At 66.8% G+C, this 25,785-nt stretch carries 28 protein-coding genes (1 of these 28 only partly in view); 15 read left to right on the forward strand and 13 right to left on the reverse strand.

Annotation, left to right across the window (positions count from 1 at the left end; all coding sequences use genetic code 11):
* The 3 genes from C491_RS00895 to C491_RS00905 form a co-directional block, all read left to right on the forward strand.
* Positions 1 to 583, forward strand: the 3' portion of a protein-coding gene (locus C491_RS00895) for a dihydrodipicolinate synthase family protein (protein ID WP_005553046.1). 218 nt of this gene lie to the left of the window's left edge; the window shows 583 of its 801 coding nt (coding positions 219-801); its start codon lies beyond the left edge, outside the window; the stop codon is at positions 581 to 583.
* An 85-nt stretch (positions 584 to 668) separates the two neighbouring features.
* On the forward strand, positions 669 to 1,772 hold the full coding sequence (locus C491_RS00900) for a putative sulfate/molybdate transporter (RefSeq protein ID WP_005553048.1): 1,104 nt from the start codon (positions 669 to 671) through the stop codon (positions 1,770 to 1,772).
* Between the two features lie 173 nt (positions 1,773 to 1,945).
* Positions 1,946 to 2,428 (forward strand): DUF7384 family protein, encoded by a 483-nt coding sequence (locus tag C491_RS00905; protein WP_005553049.1) that lies wholly within the window; start codon positions 1,946 to 1,948, stop codon positions 2,426 to 2,428.
* 349 nt (positions 2,429 to 2,777) lie between these two features.
* Here the strand turns inward: C491_RS00905 and C491_RS22825 are convergent, their stop codons facing one another.
* The gene (locus tag C491_RS22825; RefSeq protein ID WP_160167131.1) at positions 2,778 to 2,936 is read right to left on the reverse strand and encodes a hypothetical protein; all 159 of its coding nucleotides are present in this window, start codon (positions 2,934 to 2,936) and stop codon (positions 2,778 to 2,780) included.
* Between the two features lie 129 nt (positions 2,937 to 3,065).
* On the opposite strand from C491_RS22825, the gene C491_RS00910 reads away from it, so the two are divergent.
* Together C491_RS00910 and C491_RS00915 are read left to right on the forward strand one after the other, a co-directional pair.
* On the forward strand, positions 3,066 to 4,157 hold the full coding sequence (locus C491_RS00910; RefSeq protein ID WP_005553050.1) for a geranylgeranyl reductase family protein: 1,092 nt from the start codon (positions 3,066 to 3,068) through the stop codon (positions 4,155 to 4,157).
* 82 nt (positions 4,158 to 4,239) lie between these two features.
* A complete protein-coding gene (locus tag C491_RS00915; protein WP_005553052.1) occupies positions 4,240 to 5,670 on the forward strand; it encodes an MATE family efflux transporter in 1,431 nt (476 codons plus the stop codon).
* A gap of 12 nt (positions 5,671 to 5,682) precedes the next feature.
* Here C491_RS00915 and hisS read toward each other — a convergent pair whose 3' ends face one another.
* On the reverse strand, positions 5,683 to 6,981 hold the full coding sequence (hisS, locus tag C491_RS00920; RefSeq protein WP_005553054.1) for a histidine--tRNA ligase: 1,299 nt from the start codon (positions 6,979 to 6,981) through the stop codon (positions 5,683 to 5,685).
* Between the two features lie 137 nt (positions 6,982 to 7,118).
* Between hisS and C491_RS00925 the strand changes: the two genes are divergently transcribed.
* Positions 7,119 to 7,643 (forward strand): TspO/MBR family protein, encoded by a 525-nt coding sequence (locus C491_RS00925; RefSeq protein WP_005553057.1) that lies wholly within the window; start codon positions 7,119 to 7,121, stop codon positions 7,641 to 7,643.
* A 4-nt stretch (positions 7,644 to 7,647) separates the two neighbouring features.
* Here C491_RS00925 and C491_RS00930 read toward each other — a convergent pair whose 3' ends face one another.
* The 3 genes from C491_RS00930 to C491_RS00940 all read right to left on the reverse strand — a co-directional run bounded on the left by C491_RS00930 (position 7,648) and on the right by C491_RS00940 (position 9,152).
* Positions 7,648 to 8,238 carry a DUF7411 family protein gene (locus C491_RS00930; RefSeq protein WP_005553059.1) on the reverse strand — a complete coding sequence of 197 codons (591 nt, stop codon included), beginning with the start codon at positions 8,236 to 8,238 and terminating at the stop codon, positions 7,648 to 7,650.
* The gene (locus tag C491_RS00935) at positions 8,238 to 8,594 is read right to left on the reverse strand and encodes a DNA-binding protein (RefSeq protein WP_005553060.1); all 357 of its coding nucleotides are present in this window, start codon (positions 8,592 to 8,594) and stop codon (positions 8,238 to 8,240) included. The genes C491_RS00930 and C491_RS00935 overlap by 1 nt, the downstream gene beginning before the upstream one ends.
* Before the next feature lie 102 nt (positions 8,595 to 8,696).
* Positions 8,697 to 9,152: a 30S ribosomal protein S19e gene (locus C491_RS00940; RefSeq protein WP_005553061.1), complete on the reverse strand. Its 456-nt coding sequence runs from the start codon at positions 9,150 to 9,152 to the stop codon at positions 8,697 to 8,699.
* 114 nt (positions 9,153 to 9,266) lie between these two features.
* On the opposite strand from C491_RS00940, the gene thiL reads away from it, so the two are divergent.
* Positions 9,267 to 10,172, forward strand: coding sequence for a thiamine-phosphate kinase (gene thiL, locus C491_RS00945; RefSeq protein ID WP_005553062.1), 906 nt, complete (start codon positions 9,267 to 9,269; stop codon positions 10,170 to 10,172).
* Here thiL and C491_RS00950 read toward each other — a convergent pair whose 3' ends face one another.
* From C491_RS00950 to C491_RS00960, 3 genes are all read right to left on the reverse strand, one after another.
* Positions 10,173 to 11,330, reverse strand: coding sequence for a site-2 protease family protein (locus C491_RS00950; RefSeq protein ID WP_005553063.1), 1,158 nt, complete (start codon positions 11,328 to 11,330; stop codon positions 10,173 to 10,175).
* A 203-nt stretch (positions 11,331 to 11,533) separates the two neighbouring features.
* Entirely contained in the window at positions 11,534 to 11,779 is a 246-nt protein-coding gene (locus C491_RS00955; RefSeq protein ID WP_049891360.1) for a DUF7123 family protein, read from the reverse strand.
* 330 nt (positions 11,780 to 12,109) lie between these two features.
* Positions 12,110 to 12,931 (reverse strand): molybdopterin synthase, encoded by an 822-nt coding sequence (locus C491_RS00960; protein WP_005553067.1) that lies wholly within the window; start codon positions 12,929 to 12,931, stop codon positions 12,110 to 12,112.
* Between the two features lie 78 nt (positions 12,932 to 13,009).
* Between C491_RS00960 and C491_RS00965 the strand changes: the two genes are divergently transcribed.
* From C491_RS00965 to C491_RS00980, 4 genes are all read left to right on the forward strand, one after another.
* Complete coding sequence (locus C491_RS00965; RefSeq protein WP_005553068.1) at positions 13,010 to 14,005, forward strand: CapA family protein; 996 nt, start codon at positions 13,010 to 13,012, stop codon at positions 14,003 to 14,005.
* A 102-nt stretch (positions 14,006 to 14,107) separates the two neighbouring features.
* The gene (gene pyrH / locus C491_RS00970; protein WP_005553069.1) at positions 14,108 to 14,833 is read left to right on the forward strand and encodes a UMP kinase; all 726 of its coding nucleotides are present in this window, start codon (positions 14,108 to 14,110) and stop codon (positions 14,831 to 14,833) included.
* A complete protein-coding gene (gene lysS, locus C491_RS00975) occupies positions 14,830 to 16,482 on the forward strand; it encodes a lysine--tRNA ligase (RefSeq protein WP_005553070.1) in 1,653 nt (550 codons plus the stop codon). Before pyrH ends, lysS begins: the two co-directional genes overlap by 4 nt.
* A gap of 74 nt (positions 16,483 to 16,556) precedes the next feature.
* Complete coding sequence (locus tag C491_RS00980) at positions 16,557 to 18,389, forward strand: site-2 protease family protein (RefSeq protein WP_005553071.1); 1,833 nt, start codon at positions 16,557 to 16,559, stop codon at positions 18,387 to 18,389.
* 160 nt (positions 18,390 to 18,549) lie between these two features.
* Here the strand turns inward: C491_RS00980 and C491_RS00985 are convergent, their stop codons facing one another.
* Positions 18,550 to 19,074: a PadR family transcriptional regulator gene (locus C491_RS00985; protein WP_005553072.1), complete on the reverse strand. Its 525-nt coding sequence runs from the start codon at positions 19,072 to 19,074 to the stop codon at positions 18,550 to 18,552.
* Positions 19,075 to 19,266: 192 nt separating this feature from the next.
* The gene (locus C491_RS00990) at positions 19,267 to 19,788 is read right to left on the reverse strand and encodes a cupredoxin domain-containing protein (protein ID WP_005553073.1); all 522 of its coding nucleotides are present in this window, start codon (positions 19,786 to 19,788) and stop codon (positions 19,267 to 19,269) included.
* A 117-nt stretch (positions 19,789 to 19,905) separates the two neighbouring features.
* On the opposite strand from C491_RS00990, the gene C491_RS00995 reads away from it, so the two are divergent.
* Complete coding sequence (locus C491_RS00995; protein WP_005553074.1) at positions 19,906 to 21,411, forward strand: heme-binding protein; 1,506 nt, start codon at positions 19,906 to 19,908, stop codon at positions 21,409 to 21,411.
* Here C491_RS00995 and C491_RS01000 read toward each other — a convergent pair.
* The 3 genes from C491_RS01000 to C491_RS01010 form a co-directional block, all read right to left on the reverse strand.
* Positions 21,408 to 21,596: a hypothetical protein gene (locus tag C491_RS01000; protein WP_005553076.1), complete on the reverse strand. Its 189-nt coding sequence runs from the start codon at positions 21,594 to 21,596 to the stop codon at positions 21,408 to 21,410. The genes C491_RS00995 and C491_RS01000 overlap by 4 nt on opposite strands.
* 215 nt (positions 21,597 to 21,811) lie before the next feature.
* The gene (locus C491_RS01005) at positions 21,812 to 22,198 is read right to left on the reverse strand and encodes a DUF5611 family protein (RefSeq protein WP_005553078.1); all 387 of its coding nucleotides are present in this window, start codon (positions 22,196 to 22,198) and stop codon (positions 21,812 to 21,814) included.
* Between the two features lie 156 nt (positions 22,199 to 22,354).
* Complete coding sequence (locus C491_RS01010) at positions 22,355 to 23,416, reverse strand: DUF7093 family protein (RefSeq protein WP_005553079.1); 1,062 nt, start codon at positions 23,414 to 23,416, stop codon at positions 22,355 to 22,357.
* Between the two features lie 140 nt (positions 23,417 to 23,556).
* Between C491_RS01010 and C491_RS01015 the strand changes: the two genes are divergently transcribed.
* The 3 genes from C491_RS01015 (at position 23,557) to C491_RS01025 (ending at position 25,762) form a co-directional block, all read left to right on the forward strand.
* The gene (locus C491_RS01015) at positions 23,557 to 23,856 is read left to right on the forward strand and encodes a DUF6432 family protein (RefSeq protein ID WP_005553080.1); all 300 of its coding nucleotides are present in this window, start codon (positions 23,557 to 23,559) and stop codon (positions 23,854 to 23,856) included.
* Positions 23,857 to 23,895: 39 nt separating this feature from the next.
* Positions 23,896 to 24,987 (forward strand): CAF17-like 4Fe-4S cluster assembly/insertion protein YgfZ, encoded by a 1,092-nt coding sequence (ygfZ, locus tag C491_RS01020; RefSeq protein ID WP_005553081.1) that lies wholly within the window; start codon positions 23,896 to 23,898, stop codon positions 24,985 to 24,987.
* 379 nt (positions 24,988 to 25,366) lie between these two features.
* A complete protein-coding gene (locus C491_RS01025; protein WP_049891361.1) occupies positions 25,367 to 25,762 on the forward strand; it encodes a hypothetical protein in 396 nt (131 codons plus the stop codon).
* The last annotated feature ends 23 nt before the right edge of the window (positions 25,763 to 25,785 follow it).

The raw sequence follows: 25,785 nt of genomic DNA on the forward strand, positions 1-25,785 counted from the left end.
AGATGTGTATAAGAGACAGCCCTCCTACTACGGAACCGACGACGCGGCCCTCGTCGCGTACTACGAGGAGGTCGCGAGCGCCTCGCCGATCCCGGTCTACCTCTACAGCGTCCCCAAGTTCACGGGTCGGATGCTTACCCCCGAGACGGTCGCGGCGCTCGCGACTCACGAGAACATCGCCGGGATCAAGGACTCGAGCGGGAGTCTCGAATCGATCCAGCGCCTGCTCGATCATACGGACGACGCCTTCTCGGTCCTCGTCGGCAGCGGGAGCGTCTACGCGGCCGGGCTCGCTGCGGGTGCCGACGGCGGCGTGCTCGCGGTCGCCAACGTCGTTCCCGAGCGCGCAAGCGAAATCTACCGGCTCGACCGTGAGGGTCGAACGGACGCCGCCCGCGAGCGAAACGCCGCGATCGTCGAACTCAACCACGCCGTCACCTCGCGGTTCGGCGTCCCCGGCGTCAAGGCCGCCCTCTCGATGCGGGGGCAGTCGGTTGGCCGCCCTCGGCGACCGCTTCGCGAACTCGAAGCCGACGCGAAAACCGATCTCGAGTCAATTCTCGAGCGACCCCTCGAGGCGTAACCAGACTTAGTTATTGAGGGCGGACGAATGAATCGCACAGGGTTACTGAAAAGCGTCAAGTTCTCCCCCGCCAAATGACGGGTAGATGGCGTACTCGACCGGTTCGGAGACCAGCCGAGACCTCGAGTTCTCGACGTCCGAACTGACGGGTGCGCTAGGAGATTCGGTTACGGTCCTCCCGCTCGTCGTCGCGCTGGCCGCGACGACGTCCGTTTCGTTACCCCACGTTCTCGTCGGCTTCGGCGTCTTCCAGATCGTCTGGGGGCTGTACTACGGGATGCCCCTCTCCGTCGAGCCGATGAAGGCCCTGATCGGGCTGGCGATCGTCGGTTCGCTCTCGTATCCCGAACTCGCCGCAGCCGGACTGCTCGCCGGCGTCGTGTTGCTCGCCGTCGGTCGGTTCGGACTCGTCGGCCACCTCCAGCGGGTCGTCGGCGAGCCCGTCATCCGGGGCGTGCAGTTCGCGGTCGCCCTGCTGTTGCTCGAGTCCGCGGTCGGGCTCTCCCTCGAGAGCCTCCCCGTCGCGGCGGCCGGACTCGCCGTCGTTGCCGTCCTCGCTGTCGTCGGCTACCGTCAGACCAGTGTTCTCGTCGTTCTGCTGCTCGGTGCCGTCGCGGCCGTCGCAACCGCGGGCGTCCCGACACCCCGGATACCCGAGCCCGCGCTCTTCCCCGCCGGAGGACCGGCGTTCACGACGGGCGCGCTCGAGGCCACCATCGCCCAGCTGGGAATGACGGTCGGCAACGCGGCGATCGCGACCGCCCTGCTCTGTGGCGACCTCTACGATCGGGACGTCCGGGCCGACGACCTCTCGCAAAGCATGGGCGTCACCTGCCTCGCGGCGGTCCCGATCGGCGGGGTTCCGATGTGCCACGGCAGCGGCGGGCTCGCGGGCAAGTACGCCTTCGGCGCCCGAACCGGCGGGGCGAACGTCCTCCTCGGGATCGGCTACCTCGCGCTCGCGCTGGTCGCCGCCGGCGCCCTGCTCGCCGCCTTCCCGCTCGCACTGCTCGGCGTCCTGCTGGTCGTCGTCGCGATCGAGCTCGGACGGGCCGCGTTCGCCCCCGTCGACGACGGGCGGGCGCTCGCGCTGGTCGTCGGCGTCGGCGTCGTCGGCCTCGCGGTCAACGTCGGCGTCGCGTTCGTGCTCGGTGCCGTCGTCTTCTGGCTGCTCTCGAGGCGGGCGTGACCGTCGGCTCGAGACACCGTCGAGTCGACGCGGGCGAACGGGCTTTTTGTTCCCGGACTCGAACCGTCTACCGATGACCGACAGCTGGGCGGACCTGTTCGACCGCGCGAGCGAGTACGGGATCGCACTCGAGGACGTCCGAGCAACGTACGAGGCGGGAACCGAGGACGACGATGAGTGAGCGTCGCGACGAGCCTGACCCCACTCGAGTCGTCGCCGATCCGGCGGTGCTCGCAGCCGACCTGCTCGTCGGCGGCGAGGCCCGCGAGGCGCTCGATCACGTTCGTCGCCACTCCTGGCTCGAGCTGGTCGCAAGCGACGAACTGCTCGCCGAGACCGAACGGCTGGTCGCCTCGCTGGCCGACCCGGAACTCGCGGCCGACCACCGCGAGCGCCTTGAGGTCGACCGCGTCGCGGTCGACCAGCCCGAGGACGACCACCCGGCGCTCGCCTCGGCCTACCAGGGGCAGGCGGCACACCTCCTCTCGTACGACGAGCGGCTGAACTCCGCGCAGGCAGGACTCTCACTCCAGGCTCGCGTCTCGGTCAGCGTCCGCCCGCCCGACGCGTTCGCCCGCCTATTCGATCCCGAGAGCCTCTACGAGGCGACCGTCGATGGGGAGTATCCGGGACCGGACGCGGATCCTCGAGCATAGACGCGAATCGGTCGAACCATCGGTTCGTTACGTAAAGCGAACTTTTTTACCGAGGGCATCGGCTGACGCCGATGGCGTCAGCCTCAACCCCCGGCAAAAAACTTCGATGTCGTCAGAACGCGACGCGTTCTGACTGCTGATCAGAACCGCTTTGCGGTTCTGNACCCCCGGCAAAAAACTTCGATGTCGTCAGAACGCGACGCGTTCTGACTGCTGATCAGAACCGCTTTGCGGTTCTGATGATGAAAAAAGCCGACAGCTCGCTTCGCTCGGCGTATGCTTCTCCATTCCATACTCGTTCGCATGGCACGCGGGACCTGAGGTCCCGCGCTGGGCGCAAAAATCTACGCTAAAAAGCCGCTCGCTCCCGAGGGTCGCTCGCGGGTGCTGCGCTTGCTCCTCTCCCGCGGACGACCTGTACGAGCAGGAGCGGACCGAGGACGAGGACGGCGAGCAGCTGTCGCTCGCGGTCGAGTATTCGTTCGTCGACCGCGTTCCCGGTCTGCATACGTGCGAGATATTATCGGACAAGTTACAATTCTCTTCACCGGGAACCAGTGACACGGACGTGAGGACCGTCGACGCTCGGCGGGCGATACTCGAGAGCTTCTTACCGTCCGAGTGAGACGTACGGAATATGTACGATTTCGTCGTCGTCGGCGTCGGCCCCGCCGGCGCGCGCTTTGCCCGGCAAGCCGCCGAGCGCGGCCACGACGTCCTCGCCCTCGAGCAGGGGACGATCGGCACGCCGCTGGCCTGCTCGGGCCACGTCAGTACGGACATCTGGAGTGTCACGGCCGAAGGCGCCCGCGAGGAGCTGCTCCAGAACGAAATCCACGGCGCGCGGTTTCACGTCGGCGGTCCCCGCAGCGACGCCTACCCCTTTTATAAGCGCGAGGTCGCCTCGAACGTCATCGACCGCGTCGGGCTGGATCGCCACCTCGCCGACCTGGCTCGCGAGGCCGGTGCCGACGTCAGAGAGAACCGTTCTGTGACGAGCGTCACCGAACACCGCGACCGCGTCGAAGTCGTCGCGAGCGGTCCTGACGGGCCCGTCACCCACGAGGCGAAGATGGTCGCTGGGTGTGACGGCCCGCGTTCGCGGGTCCGCCAGGAGCTCGGGCTCCCCGAGCCCGACGAACTCCTTCACGGGGTGCTCGCCTTCTCGGAGGAAGAAGACTACGAGGACTTCGTCGACGTTCACCTCACGCCGCCGACCTTCTTCGCCTGGCGGATCCCCCGCGGCGAGGCCGGCGTCGAGTACGGCCTCGCGGCCCCGCCGGGCGTCGAGGTCACCAAACACTTCGAGGAGCTGATCGACGGCTACGAGATCGACGTCGCCCACCGCTGTTCGGGCGCGATCCCGATCGGCCCCGCGGATCGGGTGACGAGCCGTCGAGGCTTCCTGATCGGCGACGCTGCGGCCCAGACCAAGCCGTTCACCGGTGGCGGGATCCTCTACGGAACGACGGCCGCGGACCACGCGGCTCGCGAGATCGACCCCGAGCGTCCGACCAGCCTCGCGGCCTACGAACACGCTTGGCGCGAGGACCTGGAACGGGACCAGCAGCTCGGCCACTGGCTCCGCCGGGCGTACTCGCTGCCCGAGCCGATCCAGCGCGTCGGACTGAGCGCGCTGTCGGGCGAGATCGGCGTTCACATGGATCGCCCGACGTCGCTGGTCTCGCCGACCCATCTGAAGGCGATGCTCTCGAGACTGCGGCCGTGACTCCCTCGAGGCGTCGCTCGGACGTGTCTTCCCGGAGCCGAAGGCAACGAACCGAAACCCCTCGTCGTGAAACACTCGAGCGATGACCGGACGGCTGGCGGCCATCGCCGCGCTCGTCGCAAGCGCCCTCGAGCGACTGGGGATCATCGACGCCGAGCGACTGCGCCCGACGGTCGATCTGGCCTGGCCCCGGATCGTCACCGGGGTCGCGATCATGTCCAAGCAGACTGCCGACCTCGCAATGGTTGGGATCGCCGTCGGCACCGCCGGGACGGCGGGCCTTGCGTTCGCGCTGGCATACTGGGAGATCGTCGCGATGCTCGGACTCGGGTTGGCTGGCGGCACCGTCAGTCTCGTCTCCCAGAACTACGGCGGCGAGGAGAACGAGCGCGCGTCGCTGGTCGTCACCCAGAGCGTCCTGCTCGCGATCGTCATCTCGCTGCCGCTCGCGGCCGCGTTCGTCCTCGTTCCCGATCAGTTGATCGGGCTGTTCGGCGCCGGCCCCGAGTCGCTGGCCCACGGCAGCACCTACCTCGTCTACGTCGCGCCGGCCGTCGTCTTCGAACTCCTCAACCTGATCGCCAGCCGCACCTACACCGGCGTCGGTGACACGTTCACCGAGATGATGGCTCGAGCCGGCGGCGCGGTGCTGAACGTGGTTCTCAGCGCACTCTTCATCTTCGGCTTCGACATGGGCGTCGCCGGCGCGGCGCTCGGGACGACCCTCTCGACCGGCTTCGTCACCGTCGTCCTCGCCTGGGGGATGGTCGGACGCACCTACGGCGCGCTGGGAATGGAGCCGAGCCCCGTCCCGATCACCCTCGAGGGGCCGTGGCTCGAGGCCGGCGTGATCCGCGACCTCGTCGAGATCTCGACGCCCGAGATCGGCCGCCGGCTCGCCCAGGGGATCGTCGTCTTCCCCATGCTGTGGATCGCCGCCTCGTTCGGGCCGGTGGTCGTCACGGCCCTAGAGGTCGGCCGTCGGGTTCGCAGCCTGATCAACAGCGTCAACTGGGGCATGGGGCTGGCCTCGAGTTCGCTTGTCGGCCAGCACCTCGGCGCGAACGAGGAGGAGGAAGCCGGCGCCTACGGCGAGGGGATCGTCCGCCTCTCGGTGGTTTGTTACGTCGGGATCGCCGCCGCCGTCGTCGCGTTCGCCGACCCGATCGCGGGGCTGTTCGTGAGCGAGCCTGACGAGATCTCGCTGGCCGCGACGTTCGTCGCCGTCGGCGCCGTCAGCGCGATCGGCCTCGGCGTCGACGGCGCCGCCGCGGGCGCCTTGCTGGGCGCCGGGGACACCCGACTGCCGCTGGTGGCCTCGCTGATCGGTCGGTACGTCTTCGCGCTGCCCGCGGCGGCGCTCGGGCTCGTCACTCCGCTCGGCGTCGCGGGACTCTACCTCGCGTTCCTGCTCGAGACGTACGTTCCCGGCGGGATCAACTACTGGCTGTTCCGGCGCGGGCGCTGGAAGGCCGTCAGCCGGCGGTATCGCCCCGACGCCGAGACGGGCTAAAAACCGGAACCGCTACGCGAGGTCCTCGTAGGTCGGGCGCTCGAGGTCGCCGGGAAACTTCTCGACTGGGGTCTGAAGCTGATCGCCCGACTCCATGTCCTTGATCGTCACCTCGTCGTTCGCCAGATCCTGTTCGCCGACGATGACGACCGTCTCGGCGTTGATCGAGTCGGCGTAGTCCAGCTGGGCGCCGAAGGAACGACCGGCGACGTCGGTCTCGACGACGTGGCCCCGCTCGCGCAGCTCGCGGGTGATACGGGCGGCCTCGGCGCGGGTGTCGCCGACCTGGAGCACGTAGTAGTCCGTCGTCACGTCCTCCTCGGGCCAGACGCCCGCGCGTTGACAGAGCAAGGAGAGCGTTGCGTGCCCGGGTGCGACCCCGACCGCGGGGGTGGGCTGTCCGCCGAAGCTCTCGATGAGGTCGTCGTAGCGCCCGCCGCCGAAGATCGACCGGGAGACCTCGCCCGTCGAGTCGAAACACTCGAAGACGACGCCCGTGTAGTAATCCAGGCCGCGGGCCGTCTCGAGCGAGATCGTGCAGTACTCGCGGGCGCCGAAGTCCTCGGCGGCGGCGAGCACGTTCTGGAGGTTCTCGACGGCCGCCGTAACCCGCTCGGTGTCGGCGAACGACTCGACGGCCTCGAGGTCGCCGCCCGCGATCAGGTCGTCGAACTCGGCGGCCTGGTCGTACGTCAGCCCCGCTTCCGCGAGCAGGTCGTGGTACTCCGCGGTCGAGATCTTGCCCGACTTGTCGACGGCCCGAATCGCCTCGGTCGTGTCGACGTCGGCCTCGTAGCTCTCGAGCACGCCGCCTAAGATGTCGCGATGGGAGATCCGAAACTCGAAGTGGTCGCCAGTGAGTCCGAGTCCGGTCATCGCGTCGGCGGCCCACGCGAGAATTTCGGCGTCGGCTTCGGGTTCGGCGGAGCCGAAGATGTCGACGTTGGTCTGGTAGAACTCGCGCTGGCGGCCCTGCTGAACCTGCTCGTAGCGCCAGAACGGGCGCGTCGAGAACCACTTGATCGGTTTCGAGAGCTCCTGCTGTTTCGCCACGACCATCCGCGCGACCGTCGGCGTCAGCTCGGGAGTCAGCGTGACGTGGCGCCCGCCCTGGTCCTCGAAGGCGTACAGCTCCTCGACGATCTCGTCGCCGCTCTTATCGGTCCACATCTCGGCGCGCTCGAGTGCGGGCGTCCCGATCTCGCGGAAGCCGTACCTGCGGGCAGTGTCCTCGATCGTGTCGATGGTCGCCCGCCTGGCGGCCATCTCGCCGGGGTAGAAGTCACGAAACCCCTTGATGCCGTCGTACATACCCCACCGTTCGGCGACGGCGACCTTCTAACCTTTCGTTTGGGCGTCGATCGCGTGAATCCGGGACGGCGTCGCGACGAGCACGGTTCGTCTCTCGAGCGGCGGAGGAATTTATACAGCGTCGACGAAGACGTCGTATGCCTCCGCGAATCGGCCGGACCCCCTCCGAGACGATCGGCGGCGACGAGTGGCGGGAGCTGGGCCTGGCGGTCGGCTTCTGCGAGCTCGCCGGCGTCGTTCCCGGTCTGCTGACCGCCGACGACGTGAGCGAGTGGTATCCGACGCTCGAGCAGCCGCCGAAAACGCCGCCGGGCTGGGTGTTTCCACCCGTCTGGACGGCCCTGTTCGCGACGATGGGAGTCGCGTGGCATCTGATCCGTCGGGACCGAACGGCGAGCGCGAGGGGAAAGCGGCGGGCCGAACGGGTGTTCCTCTCCCAACTCGCGTTGAACGCGCTCTGGTCGCTCGTCTTCTTCGGCCGACGATCGATTCTCGGGGGACTCGTCGTCATCGCGTTGCTCGGGCCGGCAATCGCCGCGACGATCCTGGCCTTCGCGCGCATCGACCGTCGGGCGGCGCTGTTGCTGGTGCCGTACCTGTGCTGGGTCGCGTTCGCGACGGCGCTGAACTACGGGCTCTGGAAACGCAACCGCGGTCGGTAGGATACTATCGGACGTTCGTCACGTACGTCTGCTCGTGGTCGGGGAACAGCTCCTCGATGGCCCCGTGGCCGTCCTCCGCGGCGATGATCGCCCGCAGCTCTGCCTCGTAGTCCGCGCGGTCGATCGACTCGCTCGGCCCGACGGTTACCTCGAGGTGGTCTTCGACAAGGCGGTCGACCGCCGTCCGGCCGAAGCCCGACAGCGGCGCGATGTAGTCGACGTCGTGGCGGTCCTCGAGGCTCTGGGCCTGAGCCCGCGAGACGGTCGGCACGCGGTCGTCTCGACGGGTGCCGTCGGCAACCGCGTCGAAGCGGTCCTCGGCGAGGGCCTCGAGAGCGTGCTGGTGGACGTGCTGGATCCCGTTGCGGGGAAAACCGTCCTCACGGATCCGTTCGACGGCCTCGCGGGCGACACTGCGCTCGAGCTCGAGGCGCTCGAACTCGAAGCCGGCGGTGGCGGCGGTCTCGCGGGCGTGTTTCCAGTCGTTGCTGACGCCGAAGCTGACCGTAACGAGCGTGACGTCGTAAAACTCCTCGAGGACGAGCGCTGCGAGCGTCGAATCCTTGCCCCCGCTGTAGAGCAGTCCGAGCTCCATCAGCGACGCTTGATGTCGAAGCTCTTCGAGTCGGGTTTGAGCTCCTGGAGGAGCTGTTTCATCTTCTCGTCGTCGATCTTCCCCTGGATGCGCCCGCTGCGAGCCAGCGCGATTACCTGCTGTTCGACCTGTTCGCCGAACTGTTCCTTGCTCATCTTGACCGTGTTGAGCCGCTTTCGCGCGTCGTCGGTCAGATGCTGGCGGAGCAGCGCCTGCTTCTGGGCTTCGGCCTGCTGCTGGGCGGCCTCCTGGCTCGCCCGGTCGGCCTCACCGCCTCCCTCGGCGCGGTCCTGTAGCTGCTCCATTTTCTTCTGCCGGAGCTCCTCGAGTTTCTCCTCGTCGGGTGAGCCGCTCATAGGGAGACGTTGCGCGCGGGCGCAGAAAATGATTACGGACGATGAGAGTGAGAGACGCCGCTGATCGGCGAGCGGTCCGAAAAGAGTGCTCGAAAGCGAGCCTTACGCGTAGCGCTCGAGTTCCGGGCGGTCGAGCTCCTCGAGAACCTCGCCGGCGGTGTCGTCGAGCAGGCTTCGGCCGGCGGGCGTGATGCGCCGTCCCTCGCCCTCGGCGGTCTCGACGAGATCTTCCTCCTCGAGCTGCTGGAGGATCGTCCGGATCACGTTCTTCGAGCCGTCGGTTCGTCGGTCGGGGGCGACGCGGTAACGGTTCGTCCCGGCCTTGCCGCCGCCGTACTCGGTGGAGAGTCGCTCGACGCCGACGGGACCGCGGTCGGCGACCTTCCGAAGGAGGCTCGCGGCGCGGGTCGCCCAGAAGTCCTCCTGCTCGGGGGGCAGTTCGCGGTCGACGCCAGTCTTCGCGAACTGGCTCCAGTCGGGTTCGTCGAGTCGGTCCTCGAGGTCCTCGGCGAGCGCCTCGATGAGGTCGTCCGCCGGAACGTCGTACATCGTAGCCATTGGCGTTGGGTTCCCTGCCGCGGCATTTAAGGCCATCGTCTTTCCCCGAGCTCGACCTCGAGAACCGTTCTCGCGGTCCGGATCGCTTTTCGTGCTGGCCCCGAAACGCCGGGTATGGACGAACGCGCCGCACTGGCGCTGTTGGAAGGGGAACTCGACCCGGTCGGCGACGACGCGGCCGTCGTCGACGGGCTGATCGTGACGACCGACATGCTCCACGAGCGGACGGACTTTCCGCCGGGGACGAGCCGCTACACGGCCGGCTGGCGGTCCGTCGGCGCCTCGCTGTCCGACGTCGCGGCGATGGGAGCCGGTGCGACGGCCGCGGTCGCCGCCTACGCGGCTCCGGAGTTCGTCGAGGACGAACTACTTGCGTTCGTCCGGGGCGCACGCGACGTCTGCGAGCTCGTCGACGGCGAGTACGTCGGCGGTGACCTCGACGGTCACGAGGAGTTTACCGTCGCGACGACTGCTATCGGGCGAACCGACGACCCCGTCCCGCGAAGCGGCGCCCGACCCGGCGACGTCGTCTGCGTCACCGGCACCCTCGGACGGAGCGCGGCCGCTCTCGAGCTATTTCGACGCGGCGAGCGTGAGACCGATCCGGACGCCCGCGGGCGCGCGAACGAGCTGTTCCGGTTCGAACCACGGATCGCGGCCGGACGGGCGCTCGCCCCGCACGCGACGGCGATGATGGACTCGAGCGACGGCCTCGCGCGGTCGCTCCACCAGCTCACGGAGGCGAGCGACTGTGGGTTCGCGATCGACGGCGAGGCGATTCCGGTCGACGACGCCGTTCGGTCGGTCTCGGAGACCGACCGGGAGGCCCTCGAGCGCGCCACGACGTTCGGCGAGGACTTCGAACTCGTCGCGACAGTACCAGAGACGGCACTCGAGGCCGTTCGCGACGCGGTCGACGTTCCGCTCTCGACGATCGGGACCGTTCTCGAGAGCGACGACGGAATCAGCCTCGACGGGGAGCCGCTCGCGGATCGAGGCTACACCCACGGCGAGGGTTGATCACTGGACGATGGCGATCGGAACCGGCATGAAACACAGCAGGCCGAGCCCGAAGGTGACGACGCCGAGCAGGAACCGACCGGCTCCGAGCCGTTCGTCCTGGACCGGACGCGCCGGGCCGACCGAGGCCAGCACCGCGGTGAAGATCCCCCAGAACACCCAGATGAACACCGAGTTGCCGCTGTAGCCGCTCACGTAGTAGAGGTACGCCGCGAGTCCGAACAGCGCACCGGGAACTAGCGCGGCGATCGTCTCCTGGAGGTTCCCGGCCATTGCTCGGAGGATATGACCGCCATCGAGCTGGCCAACCGGGATGAGATTCAGGAAGGTGACGAACATCCCGACCCAGCCGCCGATGACGACCGGGTTTACGGCTGTCGCCGGATCATCCTGGTAGAGCGGTTGATCGAAGAGGGCAGCGAGCCACTCGAGCAACAGCGGGTAGCCGAGGTCGATCTGGATCGCGTTCGGATCGGCGACGACGTCCTCGGGCGCGGTGACGGGAGGCATGTGGAGCCCGACGATCGTGATGACGACCGTCGCGATCAGTCCCGCGAGCGGGCCGGCGACGCCGATGTCGAACAGCGCCTTCCGGTCGGGCATTCGGCCCTTCATCTTGATCACGGCGCCCATCGTCCCGATCAGCGTCGGCACCGGGATGAAGTAGGGCAGGGAAGCGTCGACCCCATGGTAGCGACTCAGCACGTAGTGGCCCATCTCGTGAACGCCGAGAACGCCCAGGATCGCGACCATGAACGGCCAGGCCTCCCACATCGCCAGCGGATTCGCGAACGGATCGATATGATACCACATCGAACCGGCGAACAGCGTCGAGACGACGGTTGCGAGTAACAGAAAAACGTTCGTCCAGGGGATCCCGTCGATCCCGATAGACCGGGGCTCGGCGACGAGGGTGTACTCGCCGTGGCGCCGCGTCAACTCGACGTCGTACCCCTCCTCGCGAAACACCGGCCACAGCTCCCGCATCAGTGGTTCGGGGGCGACCAGCGGATCGCCGTAGTAGACGAGCTGGTCGTCCTCCCGTCGGGTTTCGTAAACCGCAAACACCGACTCGACGCGCTCGAGCGGCGGTCCGTCCTCCGGGAACGGGTTCCGGTCGCCCGCCGTTCCGTAGTCGGACGAATCGACGTCGTCCATCGTCCGAAGTCAGCGGTTGCTCGTATAAATCGCCTTCCCTAAGCTGCGGCGATCGCTCTCGAAGAAGTGAGTGAGCCCGCGTGCCGAGACAGTCAGTCGGACGCGGGCGAGACCGCAACCGTTTGATCAGGGGGGAGACCGCGCCGGATGGCGTCCGTGGCGCGCCGGCGCGGGTGAGCGTCGTTCGTTGTGTGGACGACAGCTCAGGCGGACTGCACGCGCCAGGTCGTCGCGCTCGTGTACGACCACTTCTCGACCTCGAGGTCGCCGTCCGAATCCGAGAGTTTGACCATCAGCGCGCCGATCTCCTTCGGGGACATGCCGACATCGTCGGAGATGAACTTCCCCTTGAAGTACAGCTCGCCGTCTTCGACCTGTTCGCGCAGGTAGTTTTTCAGCCGCCGTTCTTTGCTTTCCGTGGAGGTTTGGGCTGTCGTGCTCATCGACAACACTCTCTTGCAGCCAATATATGTTATAAAGTAAGGACGATTAGCGAGTTTTTAGTTGCATTTAGCGCACAGTCGAATAATAGATTCTTTATCGCCGCCACCGAGACGTTTCACGATGATTTGAGAATCCATTAGAACTTTCATAACCGCTTCTAACGTATTATTCTCTTCTAAAGTATAGAATAATACGAAATACCAATTTAATGTACTGTTTCGAGAGAGCTTGCAGTGTCATGCCGGACAACGACATCATATCTTGGTTGCTTGCTATAGCAGGTCCGGAAACGACCCCATCCGCGTTCCAGATTCGAGAACCCACCGAAACGAGAGCTATGACCGCTCGTGAACCCAGAATTCGTCCTCCACGGTAACCTCTTTCTTGAACAGTGGCACCTCGTCCTTGAGCCGATTGATCCCGTCCTCGACCGTTCGGAACGCCTCCCCACGGTGGCCCGCGAGGACGACGACGAAGACGATGTCCTCGCCGTCGGCGACGACGCCGGTTCGGTGGTAGAGTTCGACGTCCAGTACGCCCTCCCGGGACTCGAGGTCCGTTTCGAGGGCGGCCATCCGCTCCTCGGCGACGCCCTCGTACTTCTCGAACTCGAGGTACTCGGTCCGGGCGTCGTCGTCGTCGTCTTTCGCGCGCACCCGTCCGGTGAACGTCGCGATCGCACCCGCACGGTTGGCCCGCGGAGAACGCTTGACCCGCGCGACGAGCGACTCGAGGGTCTCGTATGGCTCTTCGGCCTCGAGGGCCTCGACGAGGGCGTCCTCCTCGAGGTCGCCGGGGCCGGAGACGGTCGCGAGGACCTCCTCGACGTCGTCGGACGACTCTCCGACAACGAGCGTCGGGTGCCGGAGCCGAGGGACGCCGACGACGACGGCGTACTCGCAGTCGGTCGAGAGCGCCGCCAGCGCGTCCGCGACCGACATCCCCGTTCCCGAGGCGGTCCAGTCGCCGTCGGCCCCGAGCCCGTAGGTGACGTCGCCGCCGACCGTCAGCGATTCCTGGGTTCCGTCGGCGATCGTCGCGTCGTACCGGACGACGCCGACGCGGCCCTCCCTGGAGAGCCGGTCGACGACCCGGTCGACGACACGCTCGAGCCGTTCCTCGCTCGTCCCGCGGTTCAGACAGCCGAGTACGTACATGTCGGACGATTGGTTCGGTTGCGGTTTGTAGCTGTCGACGGGTGGCGATCTTTGTCCCTGCGACCCGTAGACGAAGGTATGGCCACTCGGATCGGCTTCACCGGCGACGTCATGCTCGGGCGCGTCGTCGATGACCGCCAGCGGCGACGTCCCGTCGACGCGGTGTGGGGGACCGTCCTCGAGCGGCTTCGCGAACTCGACGGGCTGGTGATCAACCTCGAGTGCGTCCTCTCGACGCGAGGTCGGCAGTGGCGACGCACGTACCGCCCGTTTCACTTCCGCGCGGATCCCGACTGGGCCGTGCCCGCCCTCGAGCGGGCCGGCGTCGACGTCTGCGCGCTGGCGAACAACCACGTCCTCGACTACGAGGAGGCCGCGCTGCGGGACACCCTCGAGCATCTTGACGAGGCCGGGATCGTCCGAACGGGGGCGGGCGAGACCCTCGAGGAGGCGCTCGAGCCCGCGGTCGTCTCGATCGGCGGACTCACGGTTGCGGTCATCGCCCTCACCGACAACACGCCGGAGTACGCGGCCGACGGCGCCTCGCCGGGGACCGCCTGGATCGAGATCGACCGCGAGAACCCGGAGACGAGACGACGCGCCGGCGAAGCCCTCGAGCGTGCTCGCGGGACCGATCCCGACCTGCTGGTCGCCTCCCTCCACTGGGGGCCGAATATGGTCGAGGAACCGCCCGTATCGTTCCGCGAGTTCGGCCGCTGGCTGCTCGAGGCGGGCGTCGACATCGTCCACGGCCACAGCGCCCACGTCTTCCAGGGAGTCGAGGTTCACGAGGGACGGCCGATCCTCTACGATACGGGCGATTTCGTCGACGATTACGCGGTCGACTCGCGGCTGCGAAACGACCGGAGCTTCCTGTTCGTCCTCGCCGTCTCCGAGGCGGGGGTGCCGACCGAACTCCGACTGTATCCGACCGAGATCGACGACTGTGCGGTCCACGAAGCGAATTCCGACGCCGCCGACTGGTCCCGCGAGCGAATGCGCGAGCTGTCGGCTCCGTTCGGAACCACCTTCCAGCGCGACGGCGCAGCGATGATCCTCTCGTTCGAGGACTGATCGACGGCTCGCGGGGTGATGGGCCGACTGTCACGAGAGCGCGTCACAGCCGCCGCGGAGTTGGCAATCCTTAAGATAGCGACTCCGTTACACCGCGTTAGGATGAAAGTGGTCGTTTCTATCGGCGGGAGTGTCCTCGTCCCCGAACCCGGGGTCGATCGGGTTTCCGAACACGCCGCGGTCATCGAGGACCTGATCGCGGACGGCTGCCGGGTGGGGACCGTCGTCGGGGGCGGCGGCGTCGCCCGCGAGTACATCGGCGCCGCTCGCGAGCTCGGGGCCAACGAGATCGAACTCGACAAGCTGGGGATCGACGTCACCCGGCTCAACGCGCGCCTGCTCATCGCCGCGCTCGGCGAGGACGCCGTCACCGCACCGGCCGAGGACTACGAGGCGGCCGGCGATGCGCTTCGCCGCGGCGACGTCTCGGTCATGGGCGGGGTCGCACCCGCACAGACGACCGACGCTGTCGGCGCCGCCCTCGCGGAGTACGTCGACGCCGACCTGCTCGTCTACGCGACGAGCGTCCCCGGCGTCTACAGCGACGATCCCAACGAGGTCGACGACGCGACGAAGTACGACGACCTCACCGCGACGGAGCTGGTCGACGTCATCGCCGGCCTCGAGATGAACGCCGGCGCCTCCGCACCGGTCGACCTGCTGGCGGCGAAGATCATCGAGCGCTCGGGGATGCGAACGATCGTCCTCGACGGAACCGACCCCGACCGCATCGCCCGCGCGGTCCGCCACGGCGACCACGAGGGAACCGACGTCGTTCCCGACGGCGTCGGCGAGGAGCCGACTTACTGGGCGAACAACGAACAATGAGTTCGCACGAGGACGAAACGACCGACGGCAGCGAGCCGGACACCGAGAGCCCCTACACCTGTCTCTTATACACATCTNCAGCCCGCTCAGAGATGTGTATAAGAGACAGGATCAAGGGCGGGATCTCTCCCTCCGGTGTCCCGCACCTGGGTAACGTCAACGAGGTGATGCGGGGTTACTACGTCGCCGAGGTGCTCCGCGAGCGCGGTCACGAGGTCCAACAGGTGTTTACCGCCGACGACCGCGACCCGCTTCGGAAGCTCCCACGGACGCTATGTGATCTCAAGGGGAATCTCGTCGATCTGGGCGAGGTCGACGCGGGCGCGCTCGGCCGGAACCTCGGTTCGCCGTACACCGACATTCCGGACCCCTTCGGCTGCTGTGACTCCTACGGCGCACACTTCTCACAGATCATCCAGGACAGCGCCGACGCCGTCGACGTGCCGATCGAGATGGTGTCGACGACCGAACTCTACACCGACGGCGAGTTCGACGACATCACCCGACACGTCCTGGCCAATCAGGATCGCGCCCGAGAGGTGCTCTCGCAGTATCAGGACAAGGTCGACGAGGAGTACGTCCCGTTCAACCCGATCTGTGCGGAGTGTGGCAAGATCACCGAAACCGTCACTGACGCCGACCTCGAGTCGGATCCGGCGACCGTCGACTACCGCTGTACCGACATGGACGCTGGCGACCGGAGTATCGACGGCTGCGGCCACGAGGGGACGGCGACGATCCGCGAGGGGAAGATGCCCTGGCGCTTCGAGTGGCCCGGCCAGTGGCAGGCCCTGGGCGTCGACTTCGAGCCGTTCGGCAAGGACCACGCCGAGGGCTCCTGGCCCAGCGGCCAGGACGTCGCGCGGAACGTCCTCGAGATCGACCCTCCGGTGCCGATGGTCTACGAGTGGTTCACCCTCGAGGGCGAACCGTTCTCCTCCTCGGAGGGCAACGTCATCCTCGTCTCGGATGTCCTCGAGCTGCTCGAGCCCGAGGTGCTGCGGTACTTCTTCGCGAAGGACCCCTCGAAGGCGCGGGACTTCAGCATCGAACGCCTCGACCAGCTCGTCGACGAGTTCGACCGCTTCGAGGCGACGTACTTCGGCGAGATCGACGCCAGCGAAGACGAGCAGGCGTTCGCCGACCGGGTCTATCCCCTCGTCGTGGAAGAACCGCGAGAGGAACGGATTCGCCTGCCCTACACCTTCGCCGCGGTGCTCGGAATGTTCGACGACCCCGAGCTGCGCGAGGAGGTCGCCCGCAAGGAGGACCACATCCCCGAGGATGCTCCCGAGTGGGCCGTCGAGGGCGCCCTGGAGCGCGTCGAGCAGGCCCGCAACTGGGCGCGTCGGACCGAAAACGAGTTCGACTACGAGCTCAAGCGCAGCGCGATTCCGGACCACGAGTTCGACGCGGCGACCGAGGACGCCCTCGAGGAGCTCGCCGACTTCGTCGCGGCGGGCCACGGACCCGACGAGATCCAGGGCGAGATCTACGAGACGGCGAAGCGCCACGACGTGGATATCGGCGACTTCTTCGGCGCCGGCTACCGGCTCTTTTTCGACGAGGAACAGGGACCGAAGCTCGGCCCGTTCCTCGAGAAGGTCGACCGGGAGTTCGTCGTCGCGCGACTCCGTCGGGATCGCTAACAGGTTCTCTGCCGTCGCCCGGCGGGCTCCGGCCAACACAAACCATTTGAGAGCCCCACCCCGAACTACGGTAGATGCAACACGGCGCTCCAGCTTTCGTCTCGGTTCCGGAGCTCTTCGGTTCGACGACGCTGACGTGGGTAGTTATCGGCCTTCTCGCCTACTGGTTCCTGATCCTCTCGCTTCGCAACGCCGGACTGTTGCCCAGCTACGTCGGGACGCAGGGACCGATCACGACGTTTCACACCAAGCGCGGCCGGAAGTTCCTGGACTGGCTTTCCGGACCGAAGCGGTTCTGGCGGGCGTGGGCCAACGTCGGAATCGGCATCGCGATCGTCGTCATGGTCGCGATGTTCGCCTTCCTCCTGTTCGCGGCAATCGCCGCGCTATCGGCACCCCAGCCAACGTCGTCGGTCCAACAGCCCCGCAACGTACTGATCATCCCCGGCGTCAACGACTTTCTCCCCCTCTCCGCGACACCCGGTATCGTCTTCGGACTGCTCGTCGGTCTGGTCGTCCACGAGGGCGGTCACGGCCTGCTCTGTCGCGTCGAGGACATCGACATCAACTCGATGGGCGTCGCGATGCTCGCGGTTCTTCCGATCGGCGCGTTCGTCGAACCCGACCAAGAGAGCAGCAAGAAGGCCGATCGCGGGGCCCAGACTCGGATGTTCGCCGCCGGCGTCACCAACAACTTCGCGATCACGCTCGTCGCGTTCGCCCTGCTTTTCGGACCCGTCGTCGGCTCGATCGCGGTCGCCCCCGGCGCCGCCGTCGGCGGGGTCGCCCCCGGCTCACCCGCTGCCGACGCTGGCCTCGAGCCCAACGACCGCATCACCGCGATCAACGGCGAGGAGATCGAGGACAACGATCACTTCCTCGAGCTGCTCGAGACCGCCGACGGCGAGACCGTCGAACTCGAGCGAAACGACGAGGAAACCGTGACCGTCCAGCGATCGCTGGTCGTGACCGCGGCCATCGACGGGAACCCGGCCGGCGTCGACACCGGCGAGTCGGTGTTCGCGGTCGACGGCGAACCGGTCGCGACCGAGGACGAACTGCTCGAGGCAGCCGGCGACGACGAGATCGTCACGCTGACCGTCGGCGAGGACGGCGACACCGACGAGCGGGAGGTCCCGATCGGCGCGGCCGTTACGATCGTCGAGGACGGACCGCTCGCCGACGCCGGCGCTCCCGCCGGAGAACAGATGGTTATCACCGAACTCGACGGCGATCGCACCCAGTCCGCGTCGGTGCTTCAGGACAGACTCGGCGAGACCGATCCCGACGACGAGGTCACGGTCGCGGGCTACCTCGACGGCGAGCGCGTCGAGTATGAGATCACCCTCGGCGACCGAAGCCAGGTCACCGGCGGCGGAACCGCGGGCTACCAGCCGGTCGAGGGCGTCTCCGGCATCTCGGCCGAGGCGCTCGGCGTCCAGCACTACCCCGCCGAGGCGTACCTCTCCGTCCTCGGTGGCGACGGCGACGAGCAGGTCAGCCCGCTCGTCGACTCGTTCCTCGGAAAGATCGGGTTTGCGCTGTTCCTCCCGCTGGCGGGCTTTCTCGACGTCCTGCCGTTCAACTTCGCGGGCTTTACCGGTGGGGTCGAGAACTTCTATCAGGTCGAGGGCTCGCTCTCGATACTCGGTGACTGGACGGTGTTCGTCATCGCCAATCTGCTGTTCTGGACCGGCTGGATCAACGTTCAGCTCGGCTTCTTCAACTGCATTCCGGCGTTCCCACTGGACGGGGGTCACATCCTCCGGACCAGCACGGAGGCGGTTATGTCGAGGCTGCCGATCGACGCCACCCGCGGGATGGTCAGGATGGTGACGACGACGGTCGGGCTGGCGATGCTCGCCAGCTTCGTGTTGATGCTGTTCGGGCCGCAGCTGTTGAACTGAGCGGCCGCTTTCGATCTTTGGCGAGCTCCGATGTCCTCCCGCTCGAGCGTGATCGCGTTCGAACCGATTCCGACAGCCCGTAGCGGTGGCTCTCGACGGCGATCGGATTCGCACGAAGCGAGTCAGAAGAACCGTCGTGCCTTCGAGACCGACGGGACGGCTACTCCTCCTCGTCGATCCCGTGGCGCTCGTAGAACTCCGGGGGTGTCTCCTCGATACGCTCGAAGTCGGCGTCGAAGTAGTGTTCGTGGTGGCGAACGACCTGTTCGACGATCCAGGCGCTGAACTCCTCGTTGAAGCGCCACTCTCCCTCCATCTCGGGTATCTCGAAGCGCTCGTCCGTCGAGAATGCCGCGTAAACGTGGAAGAAGCCGAGAATGACGTCGGCGAAGTCTCGAGCCTTCTCGGCGCCGCTCTCCCGGCGGTCGGCGAGCTCCTCGTGTCCGTCGTCGGTCAGCTCGAAGTACTTCCGGTCGGGCTCGTCCTCGCGTTCGATCCGTTCGGCCCACCCCTTCTCCTCGAACTTGTAGAGGATGGGGTAGACCGAGCCGTAGGACGGTTCCCAGTGGCCGCCGCTGATGTCGCGGATCTCCTTGAGAATCTCGTAGCCGTACCGAGGTTTCTCCTCGAGTAGCTCGAGGACGAGATACGCGATCACTCCCTTCGGCGGTCCACTCTTCCGCATGTGCGTCGAGGTTTTGACGGATATACGTAAAGGGTTTCGGTCACCCCCGTTCACGAAGGCTCGAGAGACAGGCGATCGACGGAGAGCTGAACAGTTCCGTTGATCGCCATTGTCAGCGATTCGAATCGTCTTGGCGAGTTCTATAGTAGCCACTGAGTGAGAAGGTCGCAACGACCGGTTCCCGATGCTAGGCTACTCCTCCCGGAGTTCGACGGCGCCGGCCATCTCATCCGGGTGCGTTTCACAGACGTACTGTTCGACCTCGTCGGTCGCGTCGGCGACGAGCGTCTCCGTCTCTCCCTCGTCCTCGAGGAACGCCGAGGCCGCGATGGGGTTGGAGCCGTCCCACAGCGCGAAGTTGTGGACGTCACCGTCCTCGTTCGTAACTCGGAACTCGTACTCGCGGCCCTCGTAGAGGGCGATATCCGGGTTCTCCTCGTCCTCGATGGCCTCGGGCTCGATCCCGATCCAGCCGTCGGTGTCGGCCTCGAACTCGAGCGTCGAGACGTCCTCCCACTCGTCCTCGTCGTCCTCGGGCGGGTCGGGGTCGTCCTCGTCGGCTTCGTCGGTGACCGTCTCGTCGCTCTCGTTCTGATCGGGTTCGCCCTCGCCGTCGCCCGTTCCTTCGGTACAGCCGGCGGCGAGCGCGACTCCGGCGGTCGCGCCGACTAGCCGAAGCGTCGATCGGCGCGACCGTGGGTCGGTTCGGGGCATCGGTTAGTGTTTGTTCTCGAGGCACCTGAAGAAGCGGCAGACATTCGCGGGGATTCGATAGTCGAACGGCAGCGCGAAACCCTGTCCTTCTTGACGGCGCCGGCCTAAGCCGCGCGTATGGAACGACGACGACCGCCACAGACCGAAGAGGGCTGGTACGTGCTCCACGACTTCCGGTCGATCGACTGGGACGCCTGGCGGGACGCCCCCGAACGGCACCGCTCGAGCGCGCTCGAGGAGGGAGTCGACTACCTCTCGGCCGCCGAGGACGCCGTCGACGCCGAGGAGGGCGAGTCGGCGACGTTCGCGATGCTCGGCCACAAGGCCGACCTGCTGGTGCTTCACCTGCGGCCCACGCTCGCCGACATCGACGCGCTAGAGCGCGGGTTCGAGCAGACCGCGCTCGCGGAGTACACCGAGCGCGCGGATTCGTACCTCTCGGTAACCGAGGTCTCGGGCTACATGTCCGAGGAGTTCTTCGAGGACGACGAGGAGGTCGAGGACACCGGGATGCGCCGGTACATCGAAACCCGGCTGAAGCCGACGATCCCGGACAGCGAGTTCGTCAGCTTCTATCCGATGGACAAACGTCGCGGCGACGCGGACAACTGGTACGACCTGCCGTTCGACGAGCGCGCCAACCACCTCTCGAGCCACGGCGAGATCGGCAAGGAGTACGCGGGGCGGGTCACCCAGATCATCTCCGGCAGCATCGGCCTCGACGACTTCGAGTGGGGCGTGACGCTGTTCGCCGACGATCCCACCGACGTCAAGGACCTGCTCTACGAGATGCGGTTCGACCCCTCGACCTCCCGGTTCGCGGAGTTCGGCCGATTCCTCTCGGGGCGGCGGTTCCCGCCTACACAGCTGAGAGCGTTCCTGGCGGGTGAGCCGATTCCGCAGGACGAGTCCGATCACGGCCACAACCACGGCGAGTCCACACACGGCGACTCGAGCGGCCACCATCACGGCGATTCCGACGGCTCCGACGGCCACCACGGCGGAGACGACGGGGACGACGACGAGTCGGTCCGCAGCGAACTCGAGGAGATGGGCGTCTACGCGGGTCAGCCCCACGGCGAGGACGTCCACGCCGTCGTGCTCTACTCGGCGGCCGACCCCGAGGAGCTGTACGAGGAGGTCGACGGCCTCCGGACGAACTTCGATCACTACGACACCCACGTCAAGACCGCCGTCTACGAGCCGAGCGAACTCGCCGACGAGGAGAGCGAAACCGCCGTCGTCAGCCTCTGGGAAACCGAACGGGCGGCCAACACCGCTGCCGGGTTCCTCGCCGACCTCCCCGAGATCGTGCGGCAGGCAGGAGACGACAGCGACGACTCCTGGGGGACGATGGGAATGTTCTACGCCGTCAAGCCCGAACACCGCGAGGACTTCATCGACACCTTCGAGGACGCCGGCGCCCTGCTCGCGGACATGGAGGGCCACCGCAAGACCGACCTGCTGGCTAACCTCGAGGACGAGAACGACATGTTCATCGCCAGCCGCTGGGACTCCCGCGAGGACGCCATGCAGTTCTTCCGCAGCGACGCCTTCGCCGACGCCGTCGAGTTCGGTCGGGACGTCCTCGAGAAGCGACCGCGACACGTCTTCCTGGCCTAGAAGGGATCGGACGGCCCGATTCCGTCGTAAAGGAGGTAGCCAGCGACCCCGGCGAGCCCGAGCACGAGCGTGAGGTAGGGCCATCTGCCGGCGTCGTGGTCGGTCAACGTGGCGTGTGCGACGATGACGACGGTGAAGCCGACGTTCGCGACCGCCATCGCGAGCAGGAACGAAACGGTTTCCATCGTTCGTAGGGTTCGGCGTCGCCCAGATAGCCGTTTCGGACCATCATCCGCTGGTTCGGTTTCTCGAGAGCGGACGTCTTCGATATCCACTGCGGGCAGTCGACGCTGTGAGCCGGCCGTCGGAGAAGGGATCCGATCGCCCGAACGAAAATCAGGGGCGGTTCTCGTCGATTGGATCGTCGGGAACGCGGTGGAGCCGCGTTCGGTGAGTACAGTTAGTCGAAGTCGTGATCCGGATCGTCCTCGACCGTCCGCTTCATCGAGTCGCGGCGGGACTTGGCGTCCCGACCCGTCGCCTCGAGCAGGAAGTCGTTTTTCGCGTCGACGGCCTCGCCTGCGGCCTCGAGTTCGTCGGGGCCGAGCTCCGTGGGGTCGCGTTCGTGGAACTCGACGGCGAGCTTGTCCTTCTTGCCGGAGTATTCGACGGTGCCGACGACGATTTTCTCGAAGACGGGGTTGTCGGGTTCGGCGATCACGTACAGGTCGCTTCCCTTGAATTCCTGGGTGTCCGTAATCGGTCCGAAGTAGTCCACGACGGTGGCCTCCATATCGGGAACTCGCTCCTCGAGATACTCACCGCGGCGCATCTTGTACTCCTTCATGAATTGGTGATACACGGGGGAGTGTTTACCTCTTTTCATAGCCGCTGTCGGGGTTCCCGCTCGAGTCGGGCGACAAACCCGAACATCGCTTGAGTCGGGAACGGTCTCACGATCGTGAGAAACTCAGGAAATAGAACAGGAGCCGCGAAACCGGCGTCAGCGGTCGGGCTGTGCGCCGAGATATCCCATCTGACAGTCGGGACAGATGTCGCCGGTTCGAAGGGAGCTGCGTTCGGTGCCCGCGGTAAAGCCACAGCGGGGGCAGTGCAGTTCCGCCTGGCCGTCGCCGCCCGGGATCCCCCCTTCGTTGCCGGGCGTCGGCGCCTCACTTGCTCGCTCGATGCCGCTTCCGGGTTCGGCACTGGGTTCCGCGTCGACCGTCGTCCCCTCGCTTCTCGAAGCCGGCGGACCGCCCGCGGGCGTACTCCCCGGTCCGGACGGTTCGGGTCCCGCTTCAGGCTCGGTCTCGCCGTCGCTCGAGTTCGCCTCGATCATCTCGGCTCCGGTGTCGAGCAAGATCGCGTCGTCCTCGAGCGGTTCGGACTCCCTGTCGGGCCAGTCCTCGGCCTCGTCGTCGCTCCCGCGCTCGACCGGTGGACCGACGTCGCTGGAGTCGGGCCACTCGCCGTACTCGCGGTCGCGGGTCGTCGTGCCGTCGTCCTCGAGGATCTCGCCGTCGTCGGTGACCGGGTCGCCGTTCTCGTCGGTCGGGAGTTCGACTCCGGTGTCGGCGGCGTCGGTTTCGGTGGCGCTCGAGCCCGTGGAGCCGAAGCTGGTAGCATCGGTTTCGGCGAAGTCGCTCTCGGCGGCGTCGCCCTCGAGGGGTTCGGTCCCGGGGGTTCCCTCCTCGGTCCCGGCTGACGACGAGGGTTGTGGCGGCGCGGGCTCGTTCCCGGTGTCGTCGGCGTCGATGAACGTCGCATCCGTTGCTCCCGGTTCGGCCGTGAATCCGCCGGTGTCGGTGCCGGGTTCGGCTGCCGGCGGCTCCGCCGATCGGGGTGTCGATTGCGGCTCGGGTTCGTCGGGTCGTGGGCCGGCATCCGCCATCGAGATGCTCCGCACTTCGGTGTTCTCGCTGACGACGTGTTTGTCGCCACAGCGAGCACACTCCTCGTACTCCCGGACAGTGACGACGACCTCACTCCCCCGCTCTTCGCGCTCGCGTTCGACGTCGACGTCTCCGTAGTCGTGACCGAGCAGCGAACATCGCAGGACCATTGTCTCACCGTATCGAGTCAGGCCATAAAAAACGTACTGCATGGCCGCTGTCGCGGCTCTGTCGGTCCCGCCTGTCGATCGCTCGAGGACGGTAGCCGAACGACAAACGTCAAATCCCGGGTCGACGAATAGACCGACGGATGAGAGCAAAGCGGGAGTACCGGGACCGGGCGGAGACCGAGGTGGCGGTACTCGACGCGCTCGTCGACCGGGCCGACGACGGGATGACCATCTTCGAACTCCGCGCGGAGGCCGGAGTCGACATCGACGAACTCGAGGAGGCGCTCGCGACGCTCAAGGAAGACGGGCTGATCGACGTCGACGCGGGGGCCAGCGAGACGGTGATCAAGCCTGACGAGCGCGTCGTCCCGGAGATACCGACCGACGACGCCGACGAGCAGTCGATCGGCGACTGGCTCCGCGAACGGATGCCCTTCTGAATCGAAACGCCTGTGGGTGCCTGTCCCCTCTCGGTATCCATGAGCGTCATCGAGGCCATCCACACGGATCTCGGAGCCACGTTCGGCGATCGCGCCGGCCGAACGGTCGTCGAACACTACGGCCGTCCCGAGCGGGCCCACCGCGCGGTCAGAAACGGCGTCGGCCTGTTCGAGGCCGCCTACGGCGTCGTCGTCGTCGAGGGCGACGATCGGGTCGAGTACGTCGACAACGTCGTCTCGAATCGGGTTCCGGGCGAGGACGGGCAGGGCTGTTACGCGCTCGTCCTCGGCCCGCAGGGCCGCATCGAGATCGAACTCTACATCTACAACGCCGGCGAGCGGCTGCTCCTCTTTACGCCGCCCGCCCACGCTGACGACCTCGCCGAGGAGTGGGCCGAGAAGGTCTTTATTCAGGACGTCGAGATCCGGGTCGCGACCGACGACTACGCCGTCTTCGGCGTCCACGGCCCCCACGCGACCGAGAAGATCGCGAGCGTCCTCAACGGCGCCGCCTCGCCTGACGAGCGCTACTCGTTCGTCCGCGGCTCGATGGGTGACGACGGCGTCACGGTCGTCCGAACCGACGCGCTCACCGGCGAGGAAAGCTACGAGGTGATCTGTGCCGCCGACGCCGCCGAGGACGTCTACGACGTCCTGTTGAACCAGGGACTCAACGCCGCCCCCTTCGGCTACCGAACCTGGGACAGCCTCTCGCTCGAGGCCGGCTCGCCGCTGTTCGAGACCGAACTCGAGGGGCAGATCCCGAACGTGCTCGGCCTTCGGAACGCCCTCGACTTCGAGAAGGGCTGTTACGTCGGCCAGGAGGTCGTCTCCCGCGTCGAGAACCGCGGTCAGCCGAGCAAGCGCCTCGTCGGCCTGACCCTCGAGGGCGAGGCCGTTCCCGATGCCGGCGCCGCGGTCTTTGACGGCGACTCGTCGGTTGGCGAGGTGACTCGAGCCGATACGAGCCCGCTGCTCGAGGAGCCGATCGCGCTCGCGGTCGTCGAGTTCGGGCTCGAGGCCGACGAACTGACGGTCCGCGTCAACGGCGAGGAGGATCGCGCCGCGCGCACCGACCTCCCGTTCGTCGACGGCTCGGATCGCTCGGACAGGCTGCCGGAGTACCAGTAACGGTCTTTTTGGCCGTGTTGTTCGCACTTCCGGTCATCCACATTGCGGTGGCGCGCGCTGTCGGGGAGGCGCGACCGAAGGGAGCGCCTCGAAAGAGCAAACGGGGAACGGAGTGACCCGTGAGCAGACTGACCGAGCGTAGCGAGGGCGGTCGACGACCTTGCGCGAGGGAGGAACGAGGGAGCGACGCGACCGAGTGAGTCGGCTGGGGAGGGCGTGGCGGCTCCGTGTTGCCGCGATAGCAGGACACGTTGCTTCGGTTATCTGGACACGAAAACGAGGTTCGACGCACCCCGTGATGGCTGGTACACAAACCGATCGATACGGGCCGGAACTGGCCGGGCACACGATAAAGGACGCCGACGGTGGCGTCCGGACCATGGACGAGAGCACCGACTTCGAGGAGCTGGCCTCGCGCGTCCGAACCCAGTCCGAGGACGCCGCCGGCTCCGACACCGATCGCGTAACGATCCGCTCGTTCCAGGAACTCTCCCCCGACGCGCTCTCGGAGCTGCTCGAGGCCGCCGAACCCAACGCCGCGGATCCGGGCTCGCTCGTCTTCGTCCTCTCGAGAGCGAACGCGGACCTGTTGTTCGAGCGCGAGCACGACCTCGGGGGTATCGACGACCTCGAGACCGAACTCGGACGCGAGATCCGGGTCGAAGGGTCGATGCCCGACGACACGATCCTGCTGCTGGATCCCGACGCCGTCGACGGTGAGGAGCTGCTCGAGCCCGAGTCGATCGCTTGCGGGATCGTCGGGAGCGACCACTGAGGAGCCGTCGTCTCCACGGCGAC

Source organism: Natronococcus amylolyticus DSM 10524 (assembly GCF_000337675.1).
GTDB classification, from domain to species: domain Archaea; phylum Halobacteriota; class Halobacteria; order Halobacteriales; family Natrialbaceae; genus Natronococcus; species Natronococcus amylolyticus.

What these genes read in the sequence shown, in the direction of transcription:
- C491_RS00900 (WP_005553048.1), top strand. Translation starts at nt 669, where the DNA reads ATGGCGTACTCGACCGGTTCGGAGACCAGCCGAGACCTCGAGTTCTCG.
- C491_RS00905 (WP_005553049.1), top strand. Translation starts at nt 1,946, where the DNA reads ATGAGTGAGCGTCGCGACGAGCCTGACCCCACTCGAGTCGTCGCCGAT.
- C491_RS22825 (WP_160167131.1), bottom strand. Translation starts at nt 2,936, where the DNA reads ATGCAGACCGGGAACGCGGTCGACGAACGAATACTCGACCGCGAGCGA.
- C491_RS00910 (WP_005553050.1), top strand. Translation starts at nt 3,066, where the DNA reads ATGTACGATTTCGTCGTCGTCGGCGTCGGCCCCGCCGGCGCGCGCTTT.
- C491_RS00915 (WP_005553052.1), top strand. Translation starts at nt 4,240, where the DNA reads ATGACCGGACGGCTGGCGGCCATCGCCGCGCTCGTCGCAAGCGCCCTC.
- hisS (WP_005553054.1), bottom strand. Translation starts at nt 6,981, where the DNA reads ATGTACGACGGCATCAAGGGGTTTCGTGACTTCTACCCCGGCGAGATG.
- C491_RS00925 (WP_005553057.1), top strand. Translation starts at nt 7,119, where the DNA reads ATGCCTCCGCGAATCGGCCGGACCCCCTCCGAGACGATCGGCGGCGAC.
- C491_RS00930 (WP_005553059.1), bottom strand. Translation starts at nt 8,238, where the DNA reads ATGGAGCTCGGACTGCTCTACAGCGGGGGCAAGGATTCGACGCTCGCA.
- C491_RS00935 (WP_005553060.1), bottom strand. Translation starts at nt 8,594, where the DNA reads ATGAGCGGCTCACCCGACGAGGAGAAACTCGAGGAGCTCCGGCAGAAG.
- C491_RS00940 (WP_005553061.1), bottom strand. Translation starts at nt 9,152, where the DNA reads ATGGCTACGATGTACGACGTTCCGGCGGACGACCTCATCGAGGCGCTC.
- thiL (WP_005553062.1), top strand. Translation starts at nt 9,267, where the DNA reads ATGGACGAACGCGCCGCACTGGCGCTGTTGGAAGGGGAACTCGACCCG.
- C491_RS00950 (WP_005553063.1), bottom strand. Translation starts at nt 11,330, where the DNA reads ATGGACGACGTCGATTCGTCCGACTACGGAACGGCGGGCGACCGGAAC.
- C491_RS00960 (WP_005553067.1), bottom strand. Translation starts at nt 12,931, where the DNA reads ATGTACGTACTCGGCTGTCTGAACCGCGGGACGAGCGAGGAACGGCTC.
- C491_RS00965 (WP_005553068.1), top strand. Translation starts at nt 13,010, where the DNA reads ATGGCCACTCGGATCGGCTTCACCGGCGACGTCATGCTCGGGCGCGTC.
- pyrH (WP_005553069.1), top strand. Translation starts at nt 14,108, where the DNA reads ATGAAAGTGGTCGTTTCTATCGGCGGGAGTGTCCTCGTCCCCGAACCC.
- C491_RS00980 (WP_005553071.1), top strand. Translation starts at nt 16,557, where the DNA reads ATGCAACACGGCGCTCCAGCTTTCGTCTCGGTTCCGGAGCTCTTCGGT.
- C491_RS00985 (WP_005553072.1), bottom strand. Translation starts at nt 19,074, where the DNA reads ATGCGGAAGAGTGGACCGCCGAAGGGAGTGATCGCGTATCTCGTCCTC.
- C491_RS00990 (WP_005553073.1), bottom strand. Translation starts at nt 19,788, where the DNA reads ATGCCCCGAACCGACCCACGGTCGCGCCGATCGACGCTTCGGCTAGTC.
- C491_RS00995 (WP_005553074.1), top strand. Translation starts at nt 19,906, where the DNA reads ATGGAACGACGACGACCGCCACAGACCGAAGAGGGCTGGTACGTGCTC.
- C491_RS01000 (WP_005553076.1), bottom strand. Translation starts at nt 21,596, where the DNA reads ATGGAAACCGTTTCGTTCCTGCTCGCGATGGCGGTCGCGAACGTCGGC.
- C491_RS01005 (WP_005553078.1), bottom strand. Translation starts at nt 22,198, where the DNA reads ATGAAGGAGTACAAGATGCGCCGCGGTGAGTATCTCGAGGAGCGAGTT.
- C491_RS01010 (WP_005553079.1), bottom strand. Translation starts at nt 23,416, where the DNA reads ATGGTCCTGCGATGTTCGCTGCTCGGTCACGACTACGGAGACGTCGAC.
- C491_RS01015 (WP_005553080.1), top strand. Translation starts at nt 23,557, where the DNA reads ATGAGAGCAAAGCGGGAGTACCGGGACCGGGCGGAGACCGAGGTGGCG.
- ygfZ (WP_005553081.1), top strand. Translation starts at nt 23,896, where the DNA reads ATGAGCGTCATCGAGGCCATCCACACGGATCTCGGAGCCACGTTCGGC.
- C491_RS01025 (WP_049891361.1), top strand. Translation starts at nt 25,367, where the DNA reads ATGGACGAGAGCACCGACTTCGAGGAGCTGGCCTCGCGCGTCCGAACC.